Raw genomic sequence first — 21,911 nt, 5'->3', positions numbered from 1 at the left:
AACCTGTTCCTGGGGCCTGTAGTGCTGATAGCAGTTATGCAGCTGAACATTTCAGATGCCACTGCACTTATTGCGCTGACGTTTTTGGCCTGTGGTCTAGCGACTGTGATCCAGGCTGGCCTTTTCCTTAAATATCCGGTTATCCAGGGCATGTCATTCGCGTCCCTTGGAGCGATTATCGCGATAGCCTCCAAACAGGGGTTTGCCGTGTGTTTTGGAAGTATTATCATAAGCGGCCTGGTAATCGTCGCCCTGGGATATTTAAAAGTCCTGAGTAAAGTGGTAAAACACATAATTCCGCCAATCGTTGCCGGTATGGTTATTGTTGTGGTAGGCGTTTCGCTGATGTTTACATCATGGAATTCTCTTATCACGGCACCTGGCGATCAAAACATCAATTTCATTGAAGGCGGATTTACAGCAGTAATCTTGATCATTATGATCTTTATTGGTAAGCATCCCAGCAAGGTCGGTAAATTCTTCCGTTCAGGATGCGTTATCTATGCAATGATACTGGGAACGGTTTTTTCAGCTTTCTTCGGCAATGTCAATCTTGCGACCGTGGGAACATCCCCCTGGGTCGGCATACCGGATATTTTCCACTTTGGCCTTCCGAAATTTGACTTTGGCGTAGTGCTGGTCATGGTATTTATTCTTTTCATAGTGTTTGTTGAAGCGATGGGCACATGGTTCACTGTTTCTGTAATTTCGGGAGAGCCACTGGAAGATAAACGTCTTGACCAAGGTGTCGTCGGAGAGGGCATTGGCTCAATGATCGGTGCGGTTCTCTGCGGAGTCCCGGTAACAAGCTATGGAACGAACTCAGGTGTTATCGCGGTCACAAAAAATCTGAGCAAATGGACAGCAGTTGGAGCCGGTGTAATATGCGTAGTATTGGCGTTTCTGCCTAAAATCATGAATATCATTGCATGTGTCCCTGCTGCTGTTATCTGGGGAGTGTTTTTGATAATGACGGCACTCATTGCGCAGAGCGGCCTCATGAGTGTGGCACATCATTTCCAGGATGAACGCAACGGATTATATATGGGTCTTGTTATAATGATTACCGTAGGCTCCAGTCTGCTGCCTGCAGCTGTAGTCGGACAGATGCCAACCCTGCTTTCCTATTTATTCGGCTCATCCATTACCATCGGATCCCTGGCAGCTATTGTACTGCATATAATCTTGCCAAAAAGCAGAGCTGCAGCAAAAAGCTAAAACAAATCATAACGGAATAAAATAATGAATAATATATAACAGACAGACCGGCGGGCGTTTTCCAATTCCCGCCGGTCTGTCTGTTATATATTAAAAGTTGTTGAAAGCTCAAACTGATGGTAGAATAATATTAAAAGAATGAATACAGATTGGAGACACAGTCATGAATATGCTTCAGGTAAAATATTTTGTTGCAGTTGCAAAATCCCTGAGTTTTACAAAGGCGGCAGAGCAGTTGTATATTTCGCAGCCCTCCCTGAGCCGCTACATCACTAAAATGGAATCCGAACTTAACCTGCAACTGTTTTTACGGACAGGAAGGACTGTGCGACTTACACCGGCCGGCAATATTTTGTATCTTGGTTTGAGCGAGCTGTATGAAAATTATTACGCACTTGTGGAAAAAGCGCAGAATGCGCAAAAAGGATTAAACGGAATATTGAATATCGGAATACTGGATGAGGTGAATGTGGCAGATTTCATGCCTCCCATCTATCAATATTTCAAGGAAATACATCCTAATATTGAGCTTGCGTTTCATACAAGCACCTTCAGTAAATTGATCACAGATGTCTATAATGGTAAATTGGACCTGATTTTCACCGTTAAATTCGAAGTGGAGAACAGAGACCATCTCCTCTATCAGAAATTGGAGGATTCAAAGGATTACATCGTAATCAACAGGAGCCATCCGTTGGCCGAAAAGAAAAATCTTTCACTGATTGATCTGAAGGATGAAATGTTTGTCATGATTTCGCCAGAAGACAACTCCAATTCATCTCCTTTAATATTCCAGGCGTGCCAGAAAGCGGGATTTAAACCAAAGCATTGTTTCGCATCCAGTCTGGCGGAACAGATACTGTGGGTAGAGGTCGGGAAGGGCGTTACAATCCTTGATGACCGCACCAGCCTGAAAATGAACCCATATATTAAATTCGTGGAAATGGAAAGCGACTGGGACCCTTCCCTGGTGGCCGCCTGGAACCAGGAAAATTACAATCCGGCTATACCGACTTTTCTTAAAAAACTGGAAGAAACCCTCGAAATGCTGAAGAATCAATAAAATGCGCCTAAATCGGCGCCATATAAGGAGGTAGCAATATGCCGACAATCGTTCATTTTGACATTGCCGCAGATGACACTGCAAGGGCAAAGGCATTCTATGAGACTCTATTCGACTGGAATTTTACGAGCACACCGGGTTTTCCGGATTTTTATCTGATCGAGACTAAGGGTCAGGATGGAAGCCCGGGAGTAGGTGGAGGACTGGGACTGCGTGGAGAACCGTCACAAAGGATTACAAACTATATCGGGGTTGCAAGTGTCGACGCATACTGCGAAAAAGTAGAAATCCTTGGAGGGAGGGTCATTCAGTCTAAAATGCCTGTGCCAGGGTGGGGATACCTTGCCGTATGTATGGACACGGAAGGAAATGCATTTGGTTTGTGGCAGGAAGAGAAAAAAGGCTGACCTTATTTTCAGTTATTTGTTTTTTAGATTAAACGAAAAGATCGTGGATTGTCACTTCGTTGTATTTACTGGTTGAAAGTTATATAATTTACGTACAGCGCATAAGTCTGAATGTTTTTCAGGATTGACAGCAGCACTGTATCAAATTCTTTAAGGAGGATCAGATGAATGAACGAATTTAAGAAACTCACCAGAAAGACTCAGATGACCACCGGTGGTCCGGTATTCGTTTATGTTGACGAAGAACAGGATAAGATTGTCCGCATGACACCGATGGATCTGGATGAAAATGATGCCGATTCATGGAAAATCGAAGCGAGGGGGCGCACGTTCCAGCCTCCAAGAAAAACAACATACACGGCTTTTACCGCAGGATTTAAAGGAACAATCTACACAGATCGCCGTATTATGTACCCAATGAAACGTGTTGACTTTGATCCAAACGGTGAACGCAACGAGGAAAAACGTGGCGAGTCCGGCTATGAAAGAATCAGTTGGGATGAAGCCTTGGATATCGTAACAGGCGAAATCCGACGCATCAAACGCGAATTCGGACCTGGCGCTATGGTTATCGAACCAAGTTCCCATCATTTATGGGGTAATATAGGATATCGCCACAGTGCTCTCTTCCGCTTTATGAACACGGTTGGCATGACCTACGCAGACCATAACCCTGACAGTTGGGAAGGCTTCCATTGGGGCGCTACCCATATGTGGGGATTCACCGCACGTCTTGGAAATCCGGAGCAGACGGATCTCTTTGAAGACTGCATCCAGAACTGTGAGATGATGGTTTTCTGGTCATCTGACCCTGAGACCAACAATGGTATCTACAGTGCCTACGAAAGTACAATCCGTCGCCGCTGGCTCAAAGAACTGGGCGTAAAGATGGTCTTTATTGACCCTTACTACAATAACACCAATCTTCTCTATGGTGGAAAGTGGTTCTCCCCACAACTTGGTACCGATAGTGCTCTGGCTCTTGGTATTGCATATACCTGGCTTACAGAAGGTACCTATGACAAAGAATATGTCAAGACACATACATTTGGTTTTGACGAATGGACAGAATATGTTCTCGGCAAAACAGACGGTATTCCTAAGACCACCGAATGGGCTGCAGAAGAATGTAACATACCTGCCCATGAAATCCGTGCTCTTGCTCGTGAATGGGCAAAAAATAAAACCATGCTCGCTGCCGGCGGTTTAGGCGGTTGGGGTGGAGCCTGCCGTAGCCCTATCGGTATGGACTGGGCACGTCTCATGGTTGCCCTGATTACCATGCAGGGTCTTGGAAAGCCAGGAATCAACATGTACAGCACTACACAGGGTGTGCCTGTTGACTCTGATTTCTATTTCCCAGGCTACGCAGATGGCGGTATCGCTGGTGACTGCGACAACTCTGCTGCAGGAGCTACATTTGTATATCGTATGTTTGACGGTGTTAAGAGCAGACCAATGACCTCAAACCTGAGTACTGGTTCGGGCGTTCATCTTCACCGTATGAGACTTCCAGAATGCGTTCTGGACGATGAAGTCGAATGGTACGGCCGTGGATTTGTCGGTGCTTCACAGGAACAGCAGTTCCATAAATACACGTATCCGGCTGCAGGATATTCACGTATCCAGATGCTCTATAAATACGGCGGTCCACACATCGGAACGATGGGTGAAGGAAATCGTTATGCAAGAATGTACAGAACCAAACGTCTCCCATTTGTAGTCAGCCAGTCTATCTGGATGGAAGGAGAGGTTCCTTTTGCAGATATCATTTTACCAGCATGCACAAACTTCGAGCGTTGGGACATCGGTGAATGGTGCAGCAACTCCGGTTACAACCCGGATTCACACAATCAGTGCAACCACAGGGTTATCATGCTTCAGCAGAAATGTATCAATCCTGTTGGCGAATCCAAGTCCGACTACGAAATCTTCCGTGCTATTTGCGAGAAGCTGAACGTTGGTCAAGTGTTCTCCGAAGGCAAGACAGATCTTGATTGGGCAAAACAGATGTTTTATGCTTCCGATCTTCCTACCGTTATATCCTGGGAAGAATTCTTTGAAAAAGGATATTATATTGTTCCTGTTACCAATAAGGCTCCTTCTGCGCCTGCTTTCCGCTGGTTCGCTGAAGACCGGGAACAGGATGTAAGAGGCTGGATTTCCCGCTTCCGCCCTGGTGATCTGGTTGACCAAAAAGGCCTGCAGACACAGTCTGGTAAAGTGGAATTCGTATCCAACAGTCTCAAACGGTTCGGTCACTACGATACAGATGATAAAGAGCGTCCGCTTATGCCTATGTACATTCCGTCATGGGAAGGACATCACACCGATCGTATTAAAACTTACCCGCTTGCGGTCGTATCACCTCATCCACGTTTCACTTTCCATACCCACAGCGATGGCAAGAACTCCTATGTAAATGACATCAAAGACCACCGCGTATTGATCGACGGCTTCTATTACTGGATCTTCCGTATAAATTCTGTAGACGCTGAGGCAAGAGGAATCAAAGACGGCGATATCATCAAGGCGTACAATGAGCGTGGCTCCGTACTTTTTGCAGCCAAAGTCACTGAACGTATTCCTGCCGGAACCTGTCATTGCTATGAATCATCTGCAGAATACGTTCCATTAGGCGAACCCGGTAATTCAACTGACCGTGGAGGATGTATCAACATTCTTACACCAGCCAGATTGATGTCCAAATATGCAAGTGGTATGGCCACCGAACATTGTCTGGTGGAAGTAGAAAAATGGAAAGGAGACAACTAAGATGAAACAGCATTATATGATTATAGATGTTGCACTCTGCTTTGACTGCAATGATTGCTTCATGGCCTGCAAAGACGAGCATATCGGCAACAATTGGGCACCTTATACCGACGAGCAGCCACGTCACGGACACCGTTGGATGAATATTCTGCGCACCGAGCGTGGTAAAGCTCCACGTATGGACATACATTTTCTTCCAATGCCTTGTCAGCATTGTGAAAACGCTCCTTGCATCAAGGCTTCAAACGGAGCTATTACAAGGCGCGAAGATGGTATTGTAATGATAGACATGATTAAAGCCAAAGGAAATGAAGCATTAGTAAAATCATGTCCTTATGGAGCTATTTACTGGAGCGAGGAGGCTGCTACACCTCAGAAATGTACATTCTGTGCTCATATTCTGGATCATGATCCGGTTCTTACGATGCCAAGATGTGCACACAGCTGCCCTACCAACGCAATCGTTCATTATTTACTCGAGCCAGAAGAAATGGAAGCAAAAATCAAAGAAGAAGCTCTTGAGGTCTTCAGGCCAGAACTTGGTACAAATCCTCACGTATTCTACAAAAACCTGTATATGTACACAAAGAATTTCATTTCTGCCGAAGTTCTTGTAAACGGGGAATGTTTCGAAGGAGCCAATGTTACCCTCTCCGGAGCCAGTGCAGCTTCCGCAACTACTGATTATTTCGGTGAGTTCAAGTTTGATGATCTTGCCGACGGAGATTATACGCTGAAGGTTACATCTGAAAACCTTGAATACAGCACTGATTTTACCATTGATGGTAAATCGCTGAATCTCGGTGAAATAATACTGAGATAATCATCCTTGAATTCACAATTCACGGCGTGGCCCGCAACAAAGTTTTCTTTGTTATGGACCATGCCGAATTGAAGGTAAAGAAAAAGTCCTCTTCGGAGGACTTTTTTGCATTACCGTGTCAAAAAGTTGTTTGTGCTTATCGGTAAACAGTGTTATACTCGAAATGATTTTGCGATTAAATATAATTTAAAATGGAGATGGTAATTTTATGCTTTCTTATTTGTCCAAGTTTTTTATGGATGATTTTCTTTCTGTGTTTTTTTTGTTTATAATCATTCTGATTGCAATCCCAGTATCGGTGTATTCAACTGGATATATAAAAAAATACAGAAATATTTATTCAGGTAGATATTTCTGGATAATGTTCGGCTTGTTTGTCCTTTCGATGATCGGAGTGGTGATGTCTTCCAATTCCATTTCTTTTATGGTGTTCTGGGAGCTTATGTCCATTGCATCCTTCTTTCTGGCGATTTATGACCATAAGAACAGAGAAAGTATAAAACCGGGAATTTATTATTTTGTCCTGACTCATATCAGCGGGTTATTTCTGATGATGATGTTCGGATTCATCTATAAATACACCGGTTCAATTGATTTTACTGAAATTGTACATTCAAGAGGTATGATACAGGAGCCCTGGATCATATTTATCTTAGCGCTGATTGGATTTGGCGCGAAAGCAGGGCTGCTGGTATCCGAGGGTTCATCCTTTTGTGCCATCCATAAGTTTCCAAGTATGCTTTCTGCAATGATGTCCGGGGTAATGCTCAAAGTTGCAATCTATGGCTTCATCCGTGTGACTTTTTTCCTTATGGGGGGCGTTTCCTGGGAAAGTGGTCTTGCAGTAATGCTCCTCGGAACAGTCTTTGCCATTTATAACATCATTAATGCACTTCTTCAAAATGATAACAAGAAACTTCTTGCCTACTCCAGCAGTGAGAACATAGGGGTTATTTTTTCAGTTATCGGGCTCGCCCTGGTATTATATGACTTGAAATTATATGAGGCAGCCATCATGGCTCTGACAGCCGGTCTTTTCCACTCATTAAACCATGGTGTTTTCAAGAGCCTGCTGTTTACGGGGGCAGGGAGTGCTTTATTCGCAACCGGTACAAGCAATATGAATGAACTGGGAGGCCTCCACGCTAAAATGAAATTTACTGCAATCTGTGTTTTTATAGGCACTGCAGCAATTTCATGTATACCTCCATTGAATGGTTTTGCAAGTGAAAGCCTGATTCTGGTATCATTTATTAAGTCTTCGTTTCTGCTGGACAGTAAAAAGCTGTTTCTTGTGGTTATCCTTTGCGGGTGTGTAATTATGCTTGCATCCGGCGCAGCCATATTTGCAGCAGTCAAAGCGTTTGGGATAACCTATTTGGGAAAGGCCAGGAGTGAGAAAGCCGTAAATGTCCGTGAGATACCTCGTTCCATGAATGTGGGGATGGCAATGCTTTCCGCTCTTTCGATTCTGTTTGGAATTTTTTCCCCATTTATTGTTGGAATGATATCTATAGGGTTGTCGGAATCAATTTTGGAAACGAAGTATATTGTCCAGCCTTTTGGCTATGAAATTACAAGGGTGGCGATACTTCTATTTGGTATCATTATACTGATTTTGCTTGTATCCAGGATACTGGACAAAGGAAAGAAACCTCAGATAAATTCAACCTGGGGATGTGGATTTGATACGTCCAAACCGAACATGCAATATTCCGGGGATGGATTCAGCCAGCCGGTTGCCAGATATTTTGGGCGGATGGCCGGGTACAAAAAAGAATCCAAGGTTAAAGATACCATACTGCTAAAACAGAAAACAACGGATAAGCTGGAGAATAACATTTACATGAAGCTGATTTATTTTACGAATTTTCTTGCAGTCAGGGTCGTGAAAATTCATTATGGAAAGATTCAGCTGTATGTAGCATATATCCTGGTTGCAGTAATTTTATCATTGATTCTTGTGATCAATTTTGTGTAGGAGGAGCGGAAATGAGCATAATATATATTATACAGAGCCTGCTCCTTATTGCAGGAGCTCCGCTCTTCGTTGGGAGCTTAAGAAGATTGAAAGCGGTATTAAGGGGATACAAAGGAGCACCCGTCTTACAGCCGTACTACGAACTGATGAAATTATTTTCAAAAGGAAGAGTGCTGTCCGGCAATAGTTCCTTTATTACTTCCATTGCTCCTGCAATCGTGCTTGCCGCCTCTATACTTCTTGCTTTCACTGTGCCAGTCGCATACATCGGCTCTGACTACGGGCTGGGGAACATTTTCGTGATTATATTTCTGATGGCCATATTGAAATTTATGACGGTATTAATTGGTCTTGATTCTGCCAGTGCATTCGGTGGGATGGGGGGGAGCAGAGAACTCTTTATTTCTATGTTTGCTGAGCCGATCGGATTTCTGACTGCTGCATTTTTGTATTTTGAAGCGGGCAGTTTCAATATAATTGAGATAACGTATATCAACAGCAGGGGAATTGCGGAACCGGCAGCCCATATTATGGCGGCCGTCGCATTCTTGCTATGGATAGCAGCGGAGAATACCAGGATACCCGTGGATAATCCGGAGACGCACCTGGAGTTGACAATGATACATGAAGCAATGCTTCTGGATCTAAGCGGACGGGATCTTGCGTATTTTGAACTGTCAACCTATTTAAAACTGACTGTAAGTATGGCTTTGTTTGTAAATGCTTTCATTCCTTTTGGTATTGCTGCTTCAGCATCGGGTTCATTCCTTCTGACGGCGTTTGTTCTTTTCGTTGTAAAGATGCTGATTATGTTGTCCATGCTTGCTGTAACAGAAACGATTATGGCAAAATTCCGTCTATTCAGGGCACCTGAATTACTTGCTACATCTTTCTGTTTCGCGCTGACGGCAATAGCCATTGTATATTTACATTAAAAATATAAGGAGATAGTCATGCTTGAAATACTAACTGCGGTAATACTCATAACCGCGATTATCATGGCAGGTTTTAGAAGAATCAATCTTTTGACCAAAGGATTCCGGATTCAATCGCTGGCAATTGGGCTTTTATGCTTTGCGCTGGGATATCTGTCAGGTGAAAGCCATTATTACGTAATTGGGGTACTGACCCTGATAACCAAAACGGTGCTGATTCCACATTTCATGAATAGGTCCATTAAAGAACTATCCGCGAACAGAGAAATGGATCCCATTATTAATGGGTGGTGGTCGAGTGTGATTGCCGGCATATTCATTGCAGTGATTTACGTTGTCATGGAAGGCTTCAACAGTGATTTTATCATCGCGGGGGTTGTACTGCTGGTGACAGGAGCTCTCATGCTGGTTGCGCGAAAAAAGGCGATTACTCAGATGACCGGGTTTCTGGTGATGGAAAATGGTCTGGTCCTTTTGGAACTATCCATGATAAAAATGGGGCTTCTGATTGATATTCTGATCATACTGGAGGTATTGCTTATATCGGCAATCATGGCAATTATGATTTTCTATATAAACAAGGTCTTTCACTCGGTCAATACGGATTACCTTTCAAACTTAAAAGATTAGGCGGTATAATCATGGAGATTCTGATAATTTTTTCTATATTGATAATAACCAGTATAATATCATTCATTTCTAAAAATTTAAAATTTGTTTCGATTTCAACAACATGCGGAATACTGGTCTGTTTTCTGGCTTCCGTAAGGTTTATTGTACTGATCCGGCAGAGTGATTCCATAGCATATTTTGGCAATCTCGTATATCTGGACTCGCTGAACGTAATACAGATTTTTATAATAACGTCCGTTGCGCTTATTGCGGCCGTTTACTCATACAGATACATCCTGAATGAAGTGATGGATGGTGAAATTTCCATTAAAAGAGCCAGGATATACTATTTTCTCTTTAATGCTTTTGTTTTTTCCATGCTGATTACGGCGGTCAGCAACAACGTCATGGGGATGTGGATCGGACTGGAAGCAACGACCATTGCAACATCCTTCCTGATCGGTTTCCATAGGGATAAATTATCGCTGGAAGCCGCCTGGAAATACATAATTATTTGCTCAACCGGGCTGATTGTCGGACTTGTGGGGATAATCATGCTGATTTATTCGGCAGAGTACGGGGCAACATATGTCGATTTTAGTTGGACATCCCTTCTTCAGGCGTTTTCCTCTTCAAACGGACTTTATAATAGGATTGGATTTACGCTGATATTCGTGGGGCTTGGAACGAAAGTTGGTTTCGCTCCCATGCATACCTGGCTGTCAGACGGACATAGCGAGGCCCCTTCGCCAATTAGCGCCATGATGTCCGGCGTGCTTCTCAACCTGGCGATGTACGTTATTTTACGGTTTTACATTATTGTGAAAAGCTTTCCCGGTCTTGGGAATCTGAAATACCTGTTCATAGTATTCGGGCTGGTTTCCCTCATCGTATCTTCGTTCAGCATGCTTAAGCAGACGAATTATAAGCGTCTTCTGGCCTTTTCATCCATTGAGAATATGGGAATCATAGCAATCGGAATAGGGTTTGGTGGTTTTTGGGGAATATTTGGTGCTCTGTTGCACTCGGTCGTACATGCCTTTGGTAAAAGCCTCCTGTTTCTGGGCGCCGGGAACCTTCTTTCTGCATTGAAAACGAAAAGAATTGAGAAAGTGAACAGTCTGGTAAGATTAATGCCGAAGAACGCCGTCTTTCTGATTATCGGCATGCTTATCATCGTGGGAAGTCCTCCCTTCGCAACGTTTTTCAGTGAATTCAGCATCCTGAATGCAGGGATACAGCAGGGGCACTACATTTCTGCGGGAATCTATTTATTGTGTCTCATCCTCGTATTTGCAGGATTCCTGAACATATTTATAAGGATGATATTTAAAAATCCGGAAGGAAAAGAATATGTGAAGTTGGAAAAAGATAATGAGAATATCTGGCCGCTGGTCCTGTCGCTGGCGTTCGTGGTTTTAATTACAATTACGTTCAGCAATTATTTTGTGACAATACTGGAGAAAGCTGTCTCCATCATCGGAATTTAAGGGAGTGAACGGATGAGATTACAAGAAATAAAAGATGCCATATTAGCGGGAAATCCCGGCTTGAATACAGAGATTAAAAATAAGAATGAGCTTTTCGTATATGCTGATAAAGATAATATAATAAAAATTACGGAGTGCATGTTCAGGGACTTCCGGATGTACTTCGCCGGGGAGTTCTGCATGCAGGAGGACATGTTTGTAATCAGCGTTATTCTTACCAGCAGAAAACAGGGCTATTTTGTCATAATAAGATACGAAACCGAAGGGGAACTGATCTCGCTTCAGGGACTGGCAAATCAGAGCGGTCTGTTTGAAAGGGAAATCAGAGATCTGTTTGGATTGGAAATCGTTGGGGCAATTGACAACAGGCATCTGGTTAAACATGAAGAATGGGAGAAGGATGTTTATCCTCTCTGCAAAGATTTTACCTATGGAAGAAAAATCAGAAATCTGAACGAGACGGAAGTTTACCGATTTAAGGAAGTTACGAATGGAGGCGGGTATCAGATTCCTGTCGGACCGGTTCATGCGGGAATTATAGAGCCGGGGCATTTTCGGTTCAGCGCTATAGGAGAACCCATTGAAAATCTGGAAATACGCCTGATGTATAAGCACAGGGGCATCGAGAAAATCTGTGAAAATACAGACATTAACAGGTTGAATCTGATACTGGAAAGGGTTTCCGGTGAATCATCTGTCGCGTACGCAGAAGCATACGCCCTGCTTATTGAAAAAATATTGGATTATAATCTGCCGGAAGACATAAAAGCTGTACGAGTTGTATTGCTGGAGCTGGAGAGAACGTACAACTATCTGGATGATATTGGTGGAATATGTTTGGATGTTGGATTTAGTTATCCGGCAAAAAAATTCGCATATTTATCAGAAATGATCCACCAGCTATGCGAAAGAATAACTGGGAGCAGATTTTTAAGAAACGTGATTGTTCCCTGCGGCCTAAATTCAAAAATCACCCTAGCGAATAAAGCCGATATACTGGAGACACTGCAAATGGTGGAAAAACGGTTTGACGGGCTGCTGGATATCACTCTGAACGCCGTGTCATTTTTGGACAGAGTAGAGGATACCGGTATTGTTGAAAATAAAATTGCAAAAAGTCTCAACATGACTGGCGTCGTGGCCAGGGCGTCTGACATCCACTATGATGTAAGAAAAAGTTTTCCTTACGAGATATATCAATCTCTAAAAAAAGAAATCAATTTTGAGAAGACGGGCGGGGCATTTGAACGGTATAAGATAAAAATTGCTGAAATCAAAGACGCGTTTCTGTTTATTCGACAGGCGCTGAATCTGGTGGAGAATGACGTAAATAAATGCAGGGAAAAAATCAACATCGAGCCCGGGGTGGAAGGATTTTCCATTGTTGAGACTGTAAAGGGTGAATTGATAGTATATGGAAAAACCGGTTTAAACAACAGGTTTGAAAGACTTTACATGCGGACTCCGTCCTTCATGAACTGGGAGGGCCTTACGTTTGCAGTGCTTGGGGAGATTGTCCCGGATTTTCCGCTATGCAACAAAAGTTTCAACATGTCATATTCTGAAAACGACAGGTAGGTTAAATATGAAAATTATTTGGGATAGAATTAAATATGGCAGCGAATCCGTTAAAGACTCCTTGTATGAAAATGGATATGCCAATGGGCGGATTCTGGTGGACAGCAAAAGATGCAGTCGATGTGGGGAATGTGCAGCAGAGTGCATTGCGGGAGCCATCACGCTGGGAGAAATGGCAGAAGTACAAATGGACAAATGCATATTCTGCCAAGAATGCATCGGTGTATGCAAACAGGAGGCCCTTACTGCATCCTCTGATTATAAAATGGCGCATTTGTCAGAAAAAGGCGAAGAGTTAAGATCGAAAATCTTTAAAATCTTCAACAGATCTCTGGTGCTGAGATCGGTGGATACAGGTTCCTGCAATGCATGCATGCTGGAGCTTTCCGCAACGCAGAACAATTTTTATGCCTTGTCCAGGTACGGAATAAATTTTTCTGCATCTCCCAGACATTGTGACGGTATTGTGGTAACAGGTCCGGTCACTGTCAACATGAAGAAGGCTCTGCTCAAAACATATGATGCCATGTCTGAGCCAAAGCTGGTTATTGCGGTAGGGAGCTGTGCCAATGATGGAGGGGTTTTTAAAGATGGGTACGGAAATCTTGATAAACTAAGCAATATATTGCCGGTGGATCTCTATATTCCAGGGTGTCCCCCTTCTCCTCAGGCAATCATATACGGACTGCTATTGCTGATGGACAGAATATAAGCTTATGTGTTAGAATCGTGAAGAAAAAACCTAAGGAGTCATTAATGAGCATATTAAACGTAGAGAACCTGACGCACGGGTTTGGGGACAGGGGAATATTTGAGAATGTTTCCTTTCGTCTTCTTAAAGGCGAACATATCGGATTGATTGGAGCAAACGGAGAGGGAAAGTCCACTTTCATGAATATAATAACCGGAAAACTGATGCCGGATGAAGGGAATGTTGAGTGGTCCAAGAACGTCAGGGTCGGCTATCTGGATCAGCACACAGTATTAGAAAAAGGCATGACCATTCGGGATGTGCTGGCTTCTGCATATGATTTTCTTTATGAAATGGAAAAGAATATGAACACAATCTGTGACAGGCTGGGAGAAGCTACGGATTCGGAAATGACAGTGTACCTGGAGGAACTGGGTACCATTCAGGACCTTCTGACCATGCATGATTTTTATATGATCGATGCAAAAATCGATGAAATCGGCAGGGCCCTTGGTCTGAATGATATCGGTCTTGGCAAAGATGTCATGGACTTAAGCGGAGGACAAAGGACTAAAGTGTTGCTGGCAAAACTACTGTTGGAAAAACCAGACATACTTTTGCTGGATGAGCCCACAAACTATCTGGACACAGAGCATATTGACTGGCTGAAGCGTTATCTGAACGAATATGAAAACGCTTTTATTCTGATCACCCATGATATACCATTTTTGAACAGCGTGGTTAATCTTATATATCATATGGACAACAGGGAATTGAACCGTTATGTGGGAGATTATGATAAATTCATGGAAGTATATGAAATGAAGAAATCCCAGAAAGAGGCAGCCTACAATAGACAGCAGAAGGAAATAGCGGGATTAAAGGATTTCGTTGCCCGAAACAAGGCAAGGGTTTCCACCAGGAACATGGCCATGTCGAGGCAGAAAAAGCTTGATAAGATGGATGTCATAGAGCTGGCGGCGGATAAACCAAAACCGGTTTTTTGTTTTAAAGAAGCGAGGACGCCGGGTAGATATATATTCAGGACGACAAATTTAATCATCGGCTATAATGAGCCTCTTTCTTCTGCACTGAATCTTGAAATGGAAAGAGGCCAGAAGATCGTACTGACCGGAGCTAACGGGATTGGAAAATCAACCCTCTTGAAAAGCATTCTTGGAATGCAGAAACCTTTGTCTGGCAGTGTAGAACTGGGGGATTACCTTGAGATCGGATATTTTGAACAGGAAATGCCGAAGGATATAAAAACAACGTGTATTGAAGAAATCTGGAAAGAGTTTCCGGGATTTACCCAGTATGAAGTGCGTTCTGCCCTGGCGAGGTGCGGCCTGACTACGAAGCATATTGAGAGCCTCGTCAAAGTCCTGAGCGGCGGAGAACAGGCAAAAGTCAGACTATGTAAATTGATCAACCGGAAAACGAATATTCTGGTTCTGGATGAGCCCACAAACCATCTGGATGTGGAGGCCAAAGCAGAATTAAAACGGGCACTGCAGGACTTCAAGGGGAGTATTCTGATGGTTTGCCATGAGCCGGATTTTTATGAAGATCTTGCAACGGACGTTTGGGACTGTTCCGAATGGACCACAAAACTTTTATAATTGTTTATATCCATCTGCTGATATGATAAAATAAATTCATAACAGACAGGAGGGTAATCTATGGGTGGAACTTTTGCTATCGGAAAAATAAAGGGTATCCGGATAGAAGTAAACTACAGCTGGTTCATTATCTTCATCCTGATCATGTATTCTCTGGCAGCTGGATATTTGCCGCAGCTTTATCCGGATATGCAAGTGCCCGTCAGATGGATTCTGGGAGCAGCTGTGGGTATTCTGTTTTTCATTTCCATACTCCTTCATGAATTATCTCACTCCCTGGTTTCCGTCAGGCTCGGCATTCCGGTAAAGAGCATTTCCCTCTACATATTCGGGGGAGCTGCGCAGATTGAAAAGGAGCCGGATAAACCTGGAACTGAAATCAAGATTGCAATTGCCGGTCCTGCCATGAGCATCCTCCTGTCACTGGTTTTCTGGGCGGTTTCAGCAATTCTGCCAAATTCCGGAATAGCTGGCATTATTTCCATACCACTGCAGTACATGTCTGCCACGAATCTTTATTTGGCCCTGTTCAACCTGATTCCTGCCTTTCCGCTGGATGGCGGAAGAATATTGCGGGCATTGATCTGGCGGTTTGGCGGAGGACTTCAAAAAGCCACAAAAATCGCATCAGACATTGGAAAAGGTTTCGGATATCTCTTGATATTTGTGGGAGTATTTTTAGCTTTTAATGGCTACATATTCAATGGGATATGGCTTGCGTTCATAAGCTGGCTTCTTATGCAGATGTCCCTCTCTGAATATAAATCCATGCTGATTTCCAATGTTTTTGATAAAATCCAGGTAGGCCAGTTCATGACCGAAAAAGTAGTGACGGTCGATTATGCTCTCACGGTACAAGAGCTGATTGATCATTATATTTTGAAATATAAGTTCGCCATCTTTCCTGTGATGCGGGAGGGGGAAATGATTGGGATCGTCAGGACGGAAACGGTTAAGAATCTGGACCGGGAGCACCGAGGAACGAAGACTGTGGGCAACATACGGACAGCTCTGACGGAAAAAATGCTTGTCGTGCCGGAAGACTCTGTTTCTGCGGCCGTGTCAAAGATATCCCAGAATGGAATCGGACGGGTCATCGTTGTAGATAAAAATGGAACATTGCATGGAATAATCTCTAACACTGATATTATTAATTATCTAAGTATATATGGCCAGATCAACAAATAAAAATGTAAAAAAACAAAGGCGCCCGTCAGTCCAGACTGGGCGCCATTTCAATTAGACGGACTTCATGTGGTTCGAGCTCACAGGAAAAAGTATGGTAATTTCCGGAAACCTGTATGATTCGTCTTTGTACGTGGGGTCTGGATATGCCGTTGATGTAGTCGGCTTCTTCCGGAGTTTCAAACGGCAGTGCTCCTGCATTGACCCAATTATCAAAGGAGCTGCCATATTTTCTATTCAGAATGGTTTCCCGTATTTGATATTTTCTATCGTCAAGCCCTTCCAGGGGAAGAACCATTTTCTTATAACTTTCGTTTGTAAATGGGGCATACCGGCTTGTAAAGGTCAGGTCAAAAAGTTCTCCTTCTGCGTAAAGTTTTGAAAAATGCTGATAGTTATACAGAATTATCTGGAAGGATCCGCCGTTTCGCGTGATAAAATAACCGTTTCCTTTGCCGATTAAAGTGGATCCGAGCCTGCTTAACAGGACAAATGCATAATAGGAGGCTTTTCTGACGCCGTTTGCTGTTATAAGACCGAGTCCGCCATGATAAGCCTGTTCCGGAACCTGCAATTCGTCATTGAAATCCGAGAGCATCCAGTAACTGAAGCTGTCCAGTCTGTCATAATTTTCCAGTATGTTTTTTACGATATATGCGGACTTGAAGGCCGTATCATTTATGAGTTCGCGGTGGGAAACGGATGAATTCCATTGCGTCATAAAAATCCGGTCAAATAGAAAGCTGCCGTCCTTTAGATTTTTAAGAATGCTGTAAATGCTTTCTTTCAAGGAATCCGGTGATTCCCTGTATTTCAGGGCGGAAGATGCAACAAAATTTCTTTCCACTATTTTATCATTCAATTTCAAAGGAAAAAAATGATAGTTCAAGAATTCAGGTATACACGAATTGTCCTGACAATATTTCATGTAGTCCCTGAACCAGTCCATCTGCTCCAGAGTTTCACAGATGAAGGATGGGGTCCCAAATGAAATTCCTGCACAGCAACCCTTTACGGAATGGAATGTTTCCTTGTAAAATCGAAAGAAAGCATTCTGATCCTCAAAACCATACAGGCTTTCCGAGGTTTCTGGCTCGTTCCAAACAGAAAACGGCCATGTTGTGACCTCTTCTTCTCCGTAACGGGAGAGCAGATGCTGTGTCAGTCTTCGGACTAGTTCGTACCAGTCGCTGAGTGCATTTGGCAAGCTGATGATTGATGGATTATAGAACATAGTTCTGTCAGAGGTTTCAGCCAAATCCTTTGGCATGAAGGATAGCTGTATGAACGGCTTGAGTCCTATGGATACAAGGAAATCAAAGGCGGCATCAATATATTGGAAATTATAATGCGGGTTATGCGACCCATCCCGGGAAAATACCATCATGTCATCATCCAGCAGTCCGTAAAAGGTGATATATGAAAAACCAAGTTCTTTTTGAACACAGGTAAGGATATTTCTGCTTTCCTGATACAAAAGATGCTTTGCTTTGCCGATTCCAATCATCCTGCGATATGTGTGCTTCAATGGAAAACCCTTCTGCGTCACATCAACCGGAGCAATTTCGGCAAGATCCGGAAAATAATATTGCACATCGGATGACCCGAGCTCTTCGTTGTGCAGATATTTTGCCAGCACATAAAGCTGGTTGTGCTGGGACGGAACCAGGGGACGAGGGGAATCTGGTTTTTGAAGTTTTATATTTCTTCGGTATTGTGCGGGAGTTTCTCCGTATTCCTTGCGAAATGTATTGACAAAGGATCGACTGTTGGGAAATCCGCAGAGCTGGGAAATGTTTTCTGTTGTGATTTCTGAATCCCGAAGGAATTCTACAGAGCGGGCCAGCCGGACACTGTTCAGATATTCCGTGAAGTTCATTCCGATATATTTCTTGAAAATTCGAGACAGATAAGGCACCGAAAGAAAAAAATCCCGGGATAGTTCTTTCAGGGAAATGTTTTCGGCATAGTGAAGATTTATGTACTTGATGATATCTTCCATGCGGTTGAAAGTGGCCGAAGTCTCGATTGTGCCGGATACCTCCTTTACACTGAATTTAGAGATGAGTTCGAACAACAGGGCATAGGCAAGAGATTTATTCAGCAGTTCCGCATGCTTCGGTTTCTCGATGGAAATGTTGGATTTTACGATTCGGGCAAGAAGATGTTTTAATGGCAGCAGCTGGTCATCGTTTCCGATTGTGATGCTGTTGCAATCAATCTGAAGGGATTCTCGCACAAGTGTCTGGTCGAACATGGAAAGATTGATAAGAAAAACCCCCATTGTGCATTTGTCATTCTGAATTGTATGGATTCTGTAAGGATTTATTACCAGGAGCTGGTCCTCTTTTAAAAGATATTTCTGTTCATTCATTATGATTTCCGATTCTCCCTCGAGCACATACACAATTTCAATCTGAGGATGCCAATGCCTTCCCAGAGGGGCAGTAGTGACGATAGAAAATTGAATGGGTACTTCCTTACCGAAATCAAAAGATATTTGTTTGGCATCCATTGAGATAACCACCTTTCAATACTGTATATATTTGATATTTTATATACATTATTTTAACATATTCAAATCGACAGAAAAAGACTTATTTGGTTAATTGCAAAAATGGTGTTAATATCTAATAAAATCAGACGTTAACATTTAACTGATCCTCTGCTAAACTAAGAACTATAAATCATTGAATGGAGAGGATGTCATACATATGAAAATTTTAGGTATTTCCGGCGGAACAAAGAATGGAAACAATGACGCAATGTGCAAAGAAGCCCTTATGGGTGCGAAGGATATGGGGGCAGAGGTTGAATTTATACGACTGAATGATCTCGATATCAAACATTGCACGGGATGCATCGCATGTGTTAAAGGCCTTTTTGGTGGAAAAGGCGGAAAATGTATATTGAAGGATGATTTTGACTGGCTGCTTGGGAAGATGCTGGATGCTGACGGAGTGGTATTTTCTATTCCGATTTTTGAAAAAGGCGCAACGGGTCTTTTCAGGACTATCACAGATCGTTTTGGTCCAAGAACAGACAGGGGAAATAATATCATCGGCACAAAGATTGCGGAGGAAATGGGAGGAATCGCTCCTGATCCACGTCTGCTCAAGGATAAGGTTGTCTCCTACATGGGAGTCGGCGGTTCCGACTGGGCAACAGATATTCAATTACACTGCGGCATACATGCACTTACGCCAATGTGGAAAGTCATTAATAATGATGTTTTCAAGTGGTCAAAAGGCATAATGATGAATGATGAATATCTCGCTCAAGCCCATGAAATCGGCCAGAATATCGCGAATGCGGCATTGGACTATGAAAAAGCAGAGTATAAAAGTGAAGAGGGTGTGTGTCCGCACTGTCACAGCAATAATTTCTTTCTCGACAAAGACTCGGCAAAAGCTATCTGCTGCCTTTGCGGTATCGAAGGAAATATGGAAATAAAAGATGGGAAGATGACATTTGTTTTTCCTGAAACACAGATTGCACATGCACATGATACACTTTCTGGAAAATTCATTCATGCCGACGATATTCGAACCAATGAAGGGAAACTGTCGGAGTCCCAGAAATCGGATGAATATAAGGCCCGAGTAGCCAAATATAAAGAGTTTATCGCAGCAACGACTCCTTCAAAATAATAAAATATTCAATCAGGCTGTTATAGGGATTCTGAAAGAAAACTTATAACGGCTTTTTTTAGAATAAACTTGTATTATTTCCCATATGATGAGACAATGTATTATACATAATATCAAATACAAATACATTTAAAGAGGGATGATTATATGGTGAAAATTAAAAAAATGTCTTTGGTGGACCAGGTATACGAAAGTCTTAGGGATCGTATCATAAAAATGGATATACCGCTTGGAAGCAGACTTACACTTATAAAATTACAGGAAGAATACAGCGTAAGTTCGACACCTGTCCGGGAAGCACTCAACAGGCTTATGAACGAGGGGTTGGTGGATTTTGAGAATAACGTTGGAGCGACAGTAATTGAAATTACTGCAGATGACGTGCGTGAAATTCAGGAACTTGCCGCAGCATATGAAATGGCCGCCTGCTATTATGCCATGGAAAAGGGAAATCACGATGAAATGGCCAATGAAATCAGCCGTTACGTAGATGACTACAGAGATTCCAAGGATTTGAAGGAGAGCTGTATCTGCATACGGAGAATAAAAAATGTTTTTTACACGAATGCCGACAATAAGAGGATCATTAACCGCAGCAATTCATTGAAGGGTCAGGAAGAAATCCTGCACAACCTGTTCGTGATGCCCGATTCGGCAACCAGCAGCTGCTTCAGTGAATTTCCAGCAGGGATTGTTTTTTTTGAAACGATCCGGGATGCCGTTCGGGAAGGCGATGTCCTGAAGATTCTGGATGCGCTGAAAGAGCATCGTGTGTGGTCCAGAGGATACATTATAAAAAATCTCAAAAATTCTGTTAAAGCGGATTAATTTCTTCAATATATTATGCAAAATATATTATGCATAATATATTGATTTTCTTTTTCCTGTATGATAATATGTACATGTTGGATCTGCATATTGATCCAATCCACATATTTTATCGAAGTATAAAAGCAGGTCTGGAGGTATTTTATGGTGTTGAAAAATTTTGAAGAGCTGATTGCCAAGGTGAAAAGCTTTTCAGAACCAAAACGAATGATAGTTGCTGCCGCTGGTGATGAGCATACACTGGAAGCAGTATACCACGCAGTGAAGGAGGGAATTGTAAGGCCTGTCCTGGTTGGTGACAAGAAGGTTATTATGGCGATTCTCAATAAACTTGGCATGGAAATCCCTGAAACGGATATTTATGACGTTCCAGATCCGGATGAAGCCGCTTATAAAGCTGTGGCTCTTGTCCGAGAAGGAAAAGGGGATTTCATAATGAAAGGCAAACTGGAAACTTCTCAGATCCTTAAGCCGGTAGTGAATAAAGAGACCGGGCTGGGCATGGGAAAAGTGATGTCGCATTTCGTTATAAATGAATTGCCATACTATCATAAATTACTGGTTACAAGCGACGGAGGCATGGTTACATACCCTACTTTGCAGCAGAAGAAGGAGATAATTGATAATGCCGTCAATACAATGATTAAGTTGGGGTATGACTGTCCGAAGGTTGCGGCAGTGGCTGCCGTTGAAAAAGTAAATCCCAAAATGCCTGAGACTGTCGAAGCAGATCAGCTTGCCCAGATGAATAAATCCGGCGAAATAAAAAACTGTATCGTTGCAGGACCGATTTCCTTGGACATTGCCCTGGATAAAGAAGCTGCTGACATCAAGGGGTATCATAATCCGGTTGCAGGAGATGCAGATATGATTCTGGTTCCAAATATCCAGGTGGGGAATATTCTCGGAAAATCCATTGTTACGATAGCCGGAGGAAAGATGGCCGGCTTTATAGTTGGCGCGAAAGCTCCGATAATTCTTACATCCAGAGGATCTTCCGCTGAGGAAAAATATTTATCTATCGTACTGGCTGCCTGTGCGACAAATTAATCC

General features: G+C 42.9%; 17 protein-coding genes. 16 read left to right on the top strand and 1 reads right to left on the bottom strand.

Annotation, left to right across the window (positions count from 1 at the left end; genetic code table 11):
- The 13 genes from BUA79_RS05555 to BUA79_RS05495 form a co-directional block, all read left to right on the top strand.
- Nucleotides 1–1,218, top strand: a 1,218-nt coding sequence (locus tag BUA79_RS05555) for a uracil-xanthine permease family protein (protein ID WP_094757324.1), incomplete at its 5' end; no start/stop codon positions are given.
- Between the two features lie 163 nt (nt 1,219–1,381).
- The gene (locus BUA79_RS05550; RefSeq protein WP_073993376.1) at nt 1,382–2,281 is read left to right on the top strand and encodes a LysR family transcriptional regulator; all 900 of its coding nucleotides are present in this window, start codon (nt 1,382–1,384) and stop codon (nt 2,279–2,281) included.
- Between the two features lie 38 nt (nt 2,282–2,319).
- Complete coding sequence (locus BUA79_RS05545) at nt 2,320–2,688, top strand: VOC family protein (RefSeq protein ID WP_073993375.1); 369 nt, start codon at nt 2,320–2,322, stop codon at nt 2,686–2,688.
- Between the two features lie 168 nt (nt 2,689–2,856).
- The gene (locus BUA79_RS05540; RefSeq protein WP_073993374.1) at nt 2,857–5,463 is read left to right on the top strand and encodes a molybdopterin-dependent oxidoreductase; all 2,607 of its coding nucleotides are present in this window, start codon (nt 2,857–2,859) and stop codon (nt 5,461–5,463) included.
- A gap of 1 nt (nt 5,464) precedes the next feature.
- A complete protein-coding gene (locus tag BUA79_RS05535; RefSeq protein ID WP_073993373.1) occupies nt 5,465–6,286 on the top strand; it encodes a 4Fe-4S dicluster domain-containing protein in 822 nt (273 codons plus the stop codon).
- A 235-nt stretch (nt 6,287–6,521) separates the two neighbouring features.
- Complete coding sequence (locus tag BUA79_RS05530) at nt 6,522–8,267, top strand: proton-conducting transporter transmembrane domain-containing protein (RefSeq protein ID WP_242941648.1); 1,746 nt, start codon at nt 6,522–6,524, stop codon at nt 8,265–8,267.
- Nucleotides 8,268–8,278: 11 nt separating this feature from the next.
- Nucleotides 8,279–9,202, top strand: a complete 924-nt coding sequence (locus BUA79_RS05525; RefSeq protein WP_073993371.1) for a respiratory chain complex I subunit 1 family protein — start codon at nt 8,279–8,281, stop codon at nt 9,200–9,202.
- Between the two features lie 18 nt (nt 9,203–9,220).
- Nucleotides 9,221–9,832: a hydrogenase gene (locus BUA79_RS05520; RefSeq protein ID WP_073993370.1), complete on the top strand. Its 612-nt coding sequence runs from the start codon at nt 9,221–9,223 to the stop codon at nt 9,830–9,832.
- An 11-nt stretch (nt 9,833–9,843) separates the two neighbouring features.
- Nucleotides 9,844–11,304, top strand: coding sequence for a proton-conducting transporter transmembrane domain-containing protein (locus tag BUA79_RS05515; RefSeq protein ID WP_073993369.1), 1,461 nt, complete (start codon nt 9,844–9,846; stop codon nt 11,302–11,304).
- A 12-nt stretch (nt 11,305–11,316) separates the two neighbouring features.
- Nucleotides 11,317–12,882 carry an NADH-quinone oxidoreductase subunit D-related protein gene (locus BUA79_RS05510; RefSeq protein WP_073993368.1) on the top strand — a complete coding sequence of 522 codons (1,566 nt, stop codon included), beginning with the start codon at nt 11,317–11,319 and terminating at the stop codon, nt 12,880–12,882.
- A 7-nt stretch (nt 12,883–12,889) separates the two neighbouring features.
- On the top strand, nt 12,890–13,594 hold the full coding sequence (gene nuoB, locus BUA79_RS05505) for an NADH-quinone oxidoreductase subunit NuoB (RefSeq protein ID WP_073993367.1): 705 nt from the start codon (nt 12,890–12,892) through the stop codon (nt 13,592–13,594).
- Between the two features lie 44 nt (nt 13,595–13,638).
- Nucleotides 13,639–15,195 (top strand): ABC-F family ATP-binding cassette domain-containing protein, encoded by a 1,557-nt coding sequence (locus BUA79_RS05500; protein WP_073993366.1) that lies wholly within the window; start codon nt 13,639–13,641, stop codon nt 15,193–15,195.
- Between the two features lie 60 nt (nt 15,196–15,255).
- On the top strand, nt 15,256–16,383 hold the full coding sequence (locus BUA79_RS05495) for a site-2 protease family protein (RefSeq protein WP_073993365.1): 1,128 nt from the start codon (nt 15,256–15,258) through the stop codon (nt 16,381–16,383).
- A 25-nt stretch (nt 16,384–16,408) separates the two neighbouring features.
- Here the strand turns inward: BUA79_RS05495 and BUA79_RS05490 are convergent, their stop codons facing one another.
- Nucleotides 16,409–18,895 carry a GH39 family glycosyl hydrolase gene (locus tag BUA79_RS05490; RefSeq protein WP_073993364.1) on the bottom strand — a complete coding sequence of 829 codons (2,487 nt, stop codon included), beginning with the start codon at nt 18,893–18,895 and terminating at the stop codon, nt 16,409–16,411.
- Nucleotides 18,896–19,094: 199 nt separating this feature from the next.
- Here BUA79_RS05490 and BUA79_RS05485 point away from each other — a divergent pair, with 199 nt between their 5' ends.
- The 3 genes from BUA79_RS05485 (at nt 19,095) to BUA79_RS05475 (ending at nt 21,908) form a co-directional block, all read left to right on the top strand.
- Nucleotides 19,095–20,030: a flavodoxin family protein gene (locus BUA79_RS05485; protein ID WP_073993363.1), complete on the top strand. Its 936-nt coding sequence runs from the start codon at nt 19,095–19,097 to the stop codon at nt 20,028–20,030.
- A 147-nt stretch (nt 20,031–20,177) separates the two neighbouring features.
- A complete protein-coding gene (locus BUA79_RS05480) occupies nt 20,178–20,858 on the top strand; it encodes a GntR family transcriptional regulator (RefSeq protein WP_073993362.1) in 681 nt (226 codons plus the stop codon).
- A 144-nt stretch (nt 20,859–21,002) separates the two neighbouring features.
- Nucleotides 21,003–21,908 carry a phosphate acyltransferase gene (locus BUA79_RS05475; protein ID WP_073993361.1) on the top strand — a complete coding sequence of 302 codons (906 nt, stop codon included), beginning with the start codon at nt 21,003–21,005 and terminating at the stop codon, nt 21,906–21,908.
- The last annotated feature ends 3 nt before the right edge of the window (nt 21,909–21,911 follow it).

Origin of the sequence: Parasporobacterium paucivorans DSM 15970 (genome assembly GCF_900141895.1) — a bacterium.
Classification (GTDB): Bacteria; Bacillota; Clostridia; order Lachnospirales; family Lachnospiraceae; genus Parasporobacterium; species Parasporobacterium paucivorans.
Note: the sequence above shows the minus strand (reverse complement) of the source record. Positions and strands in the feature narration are given on the sequence as shown.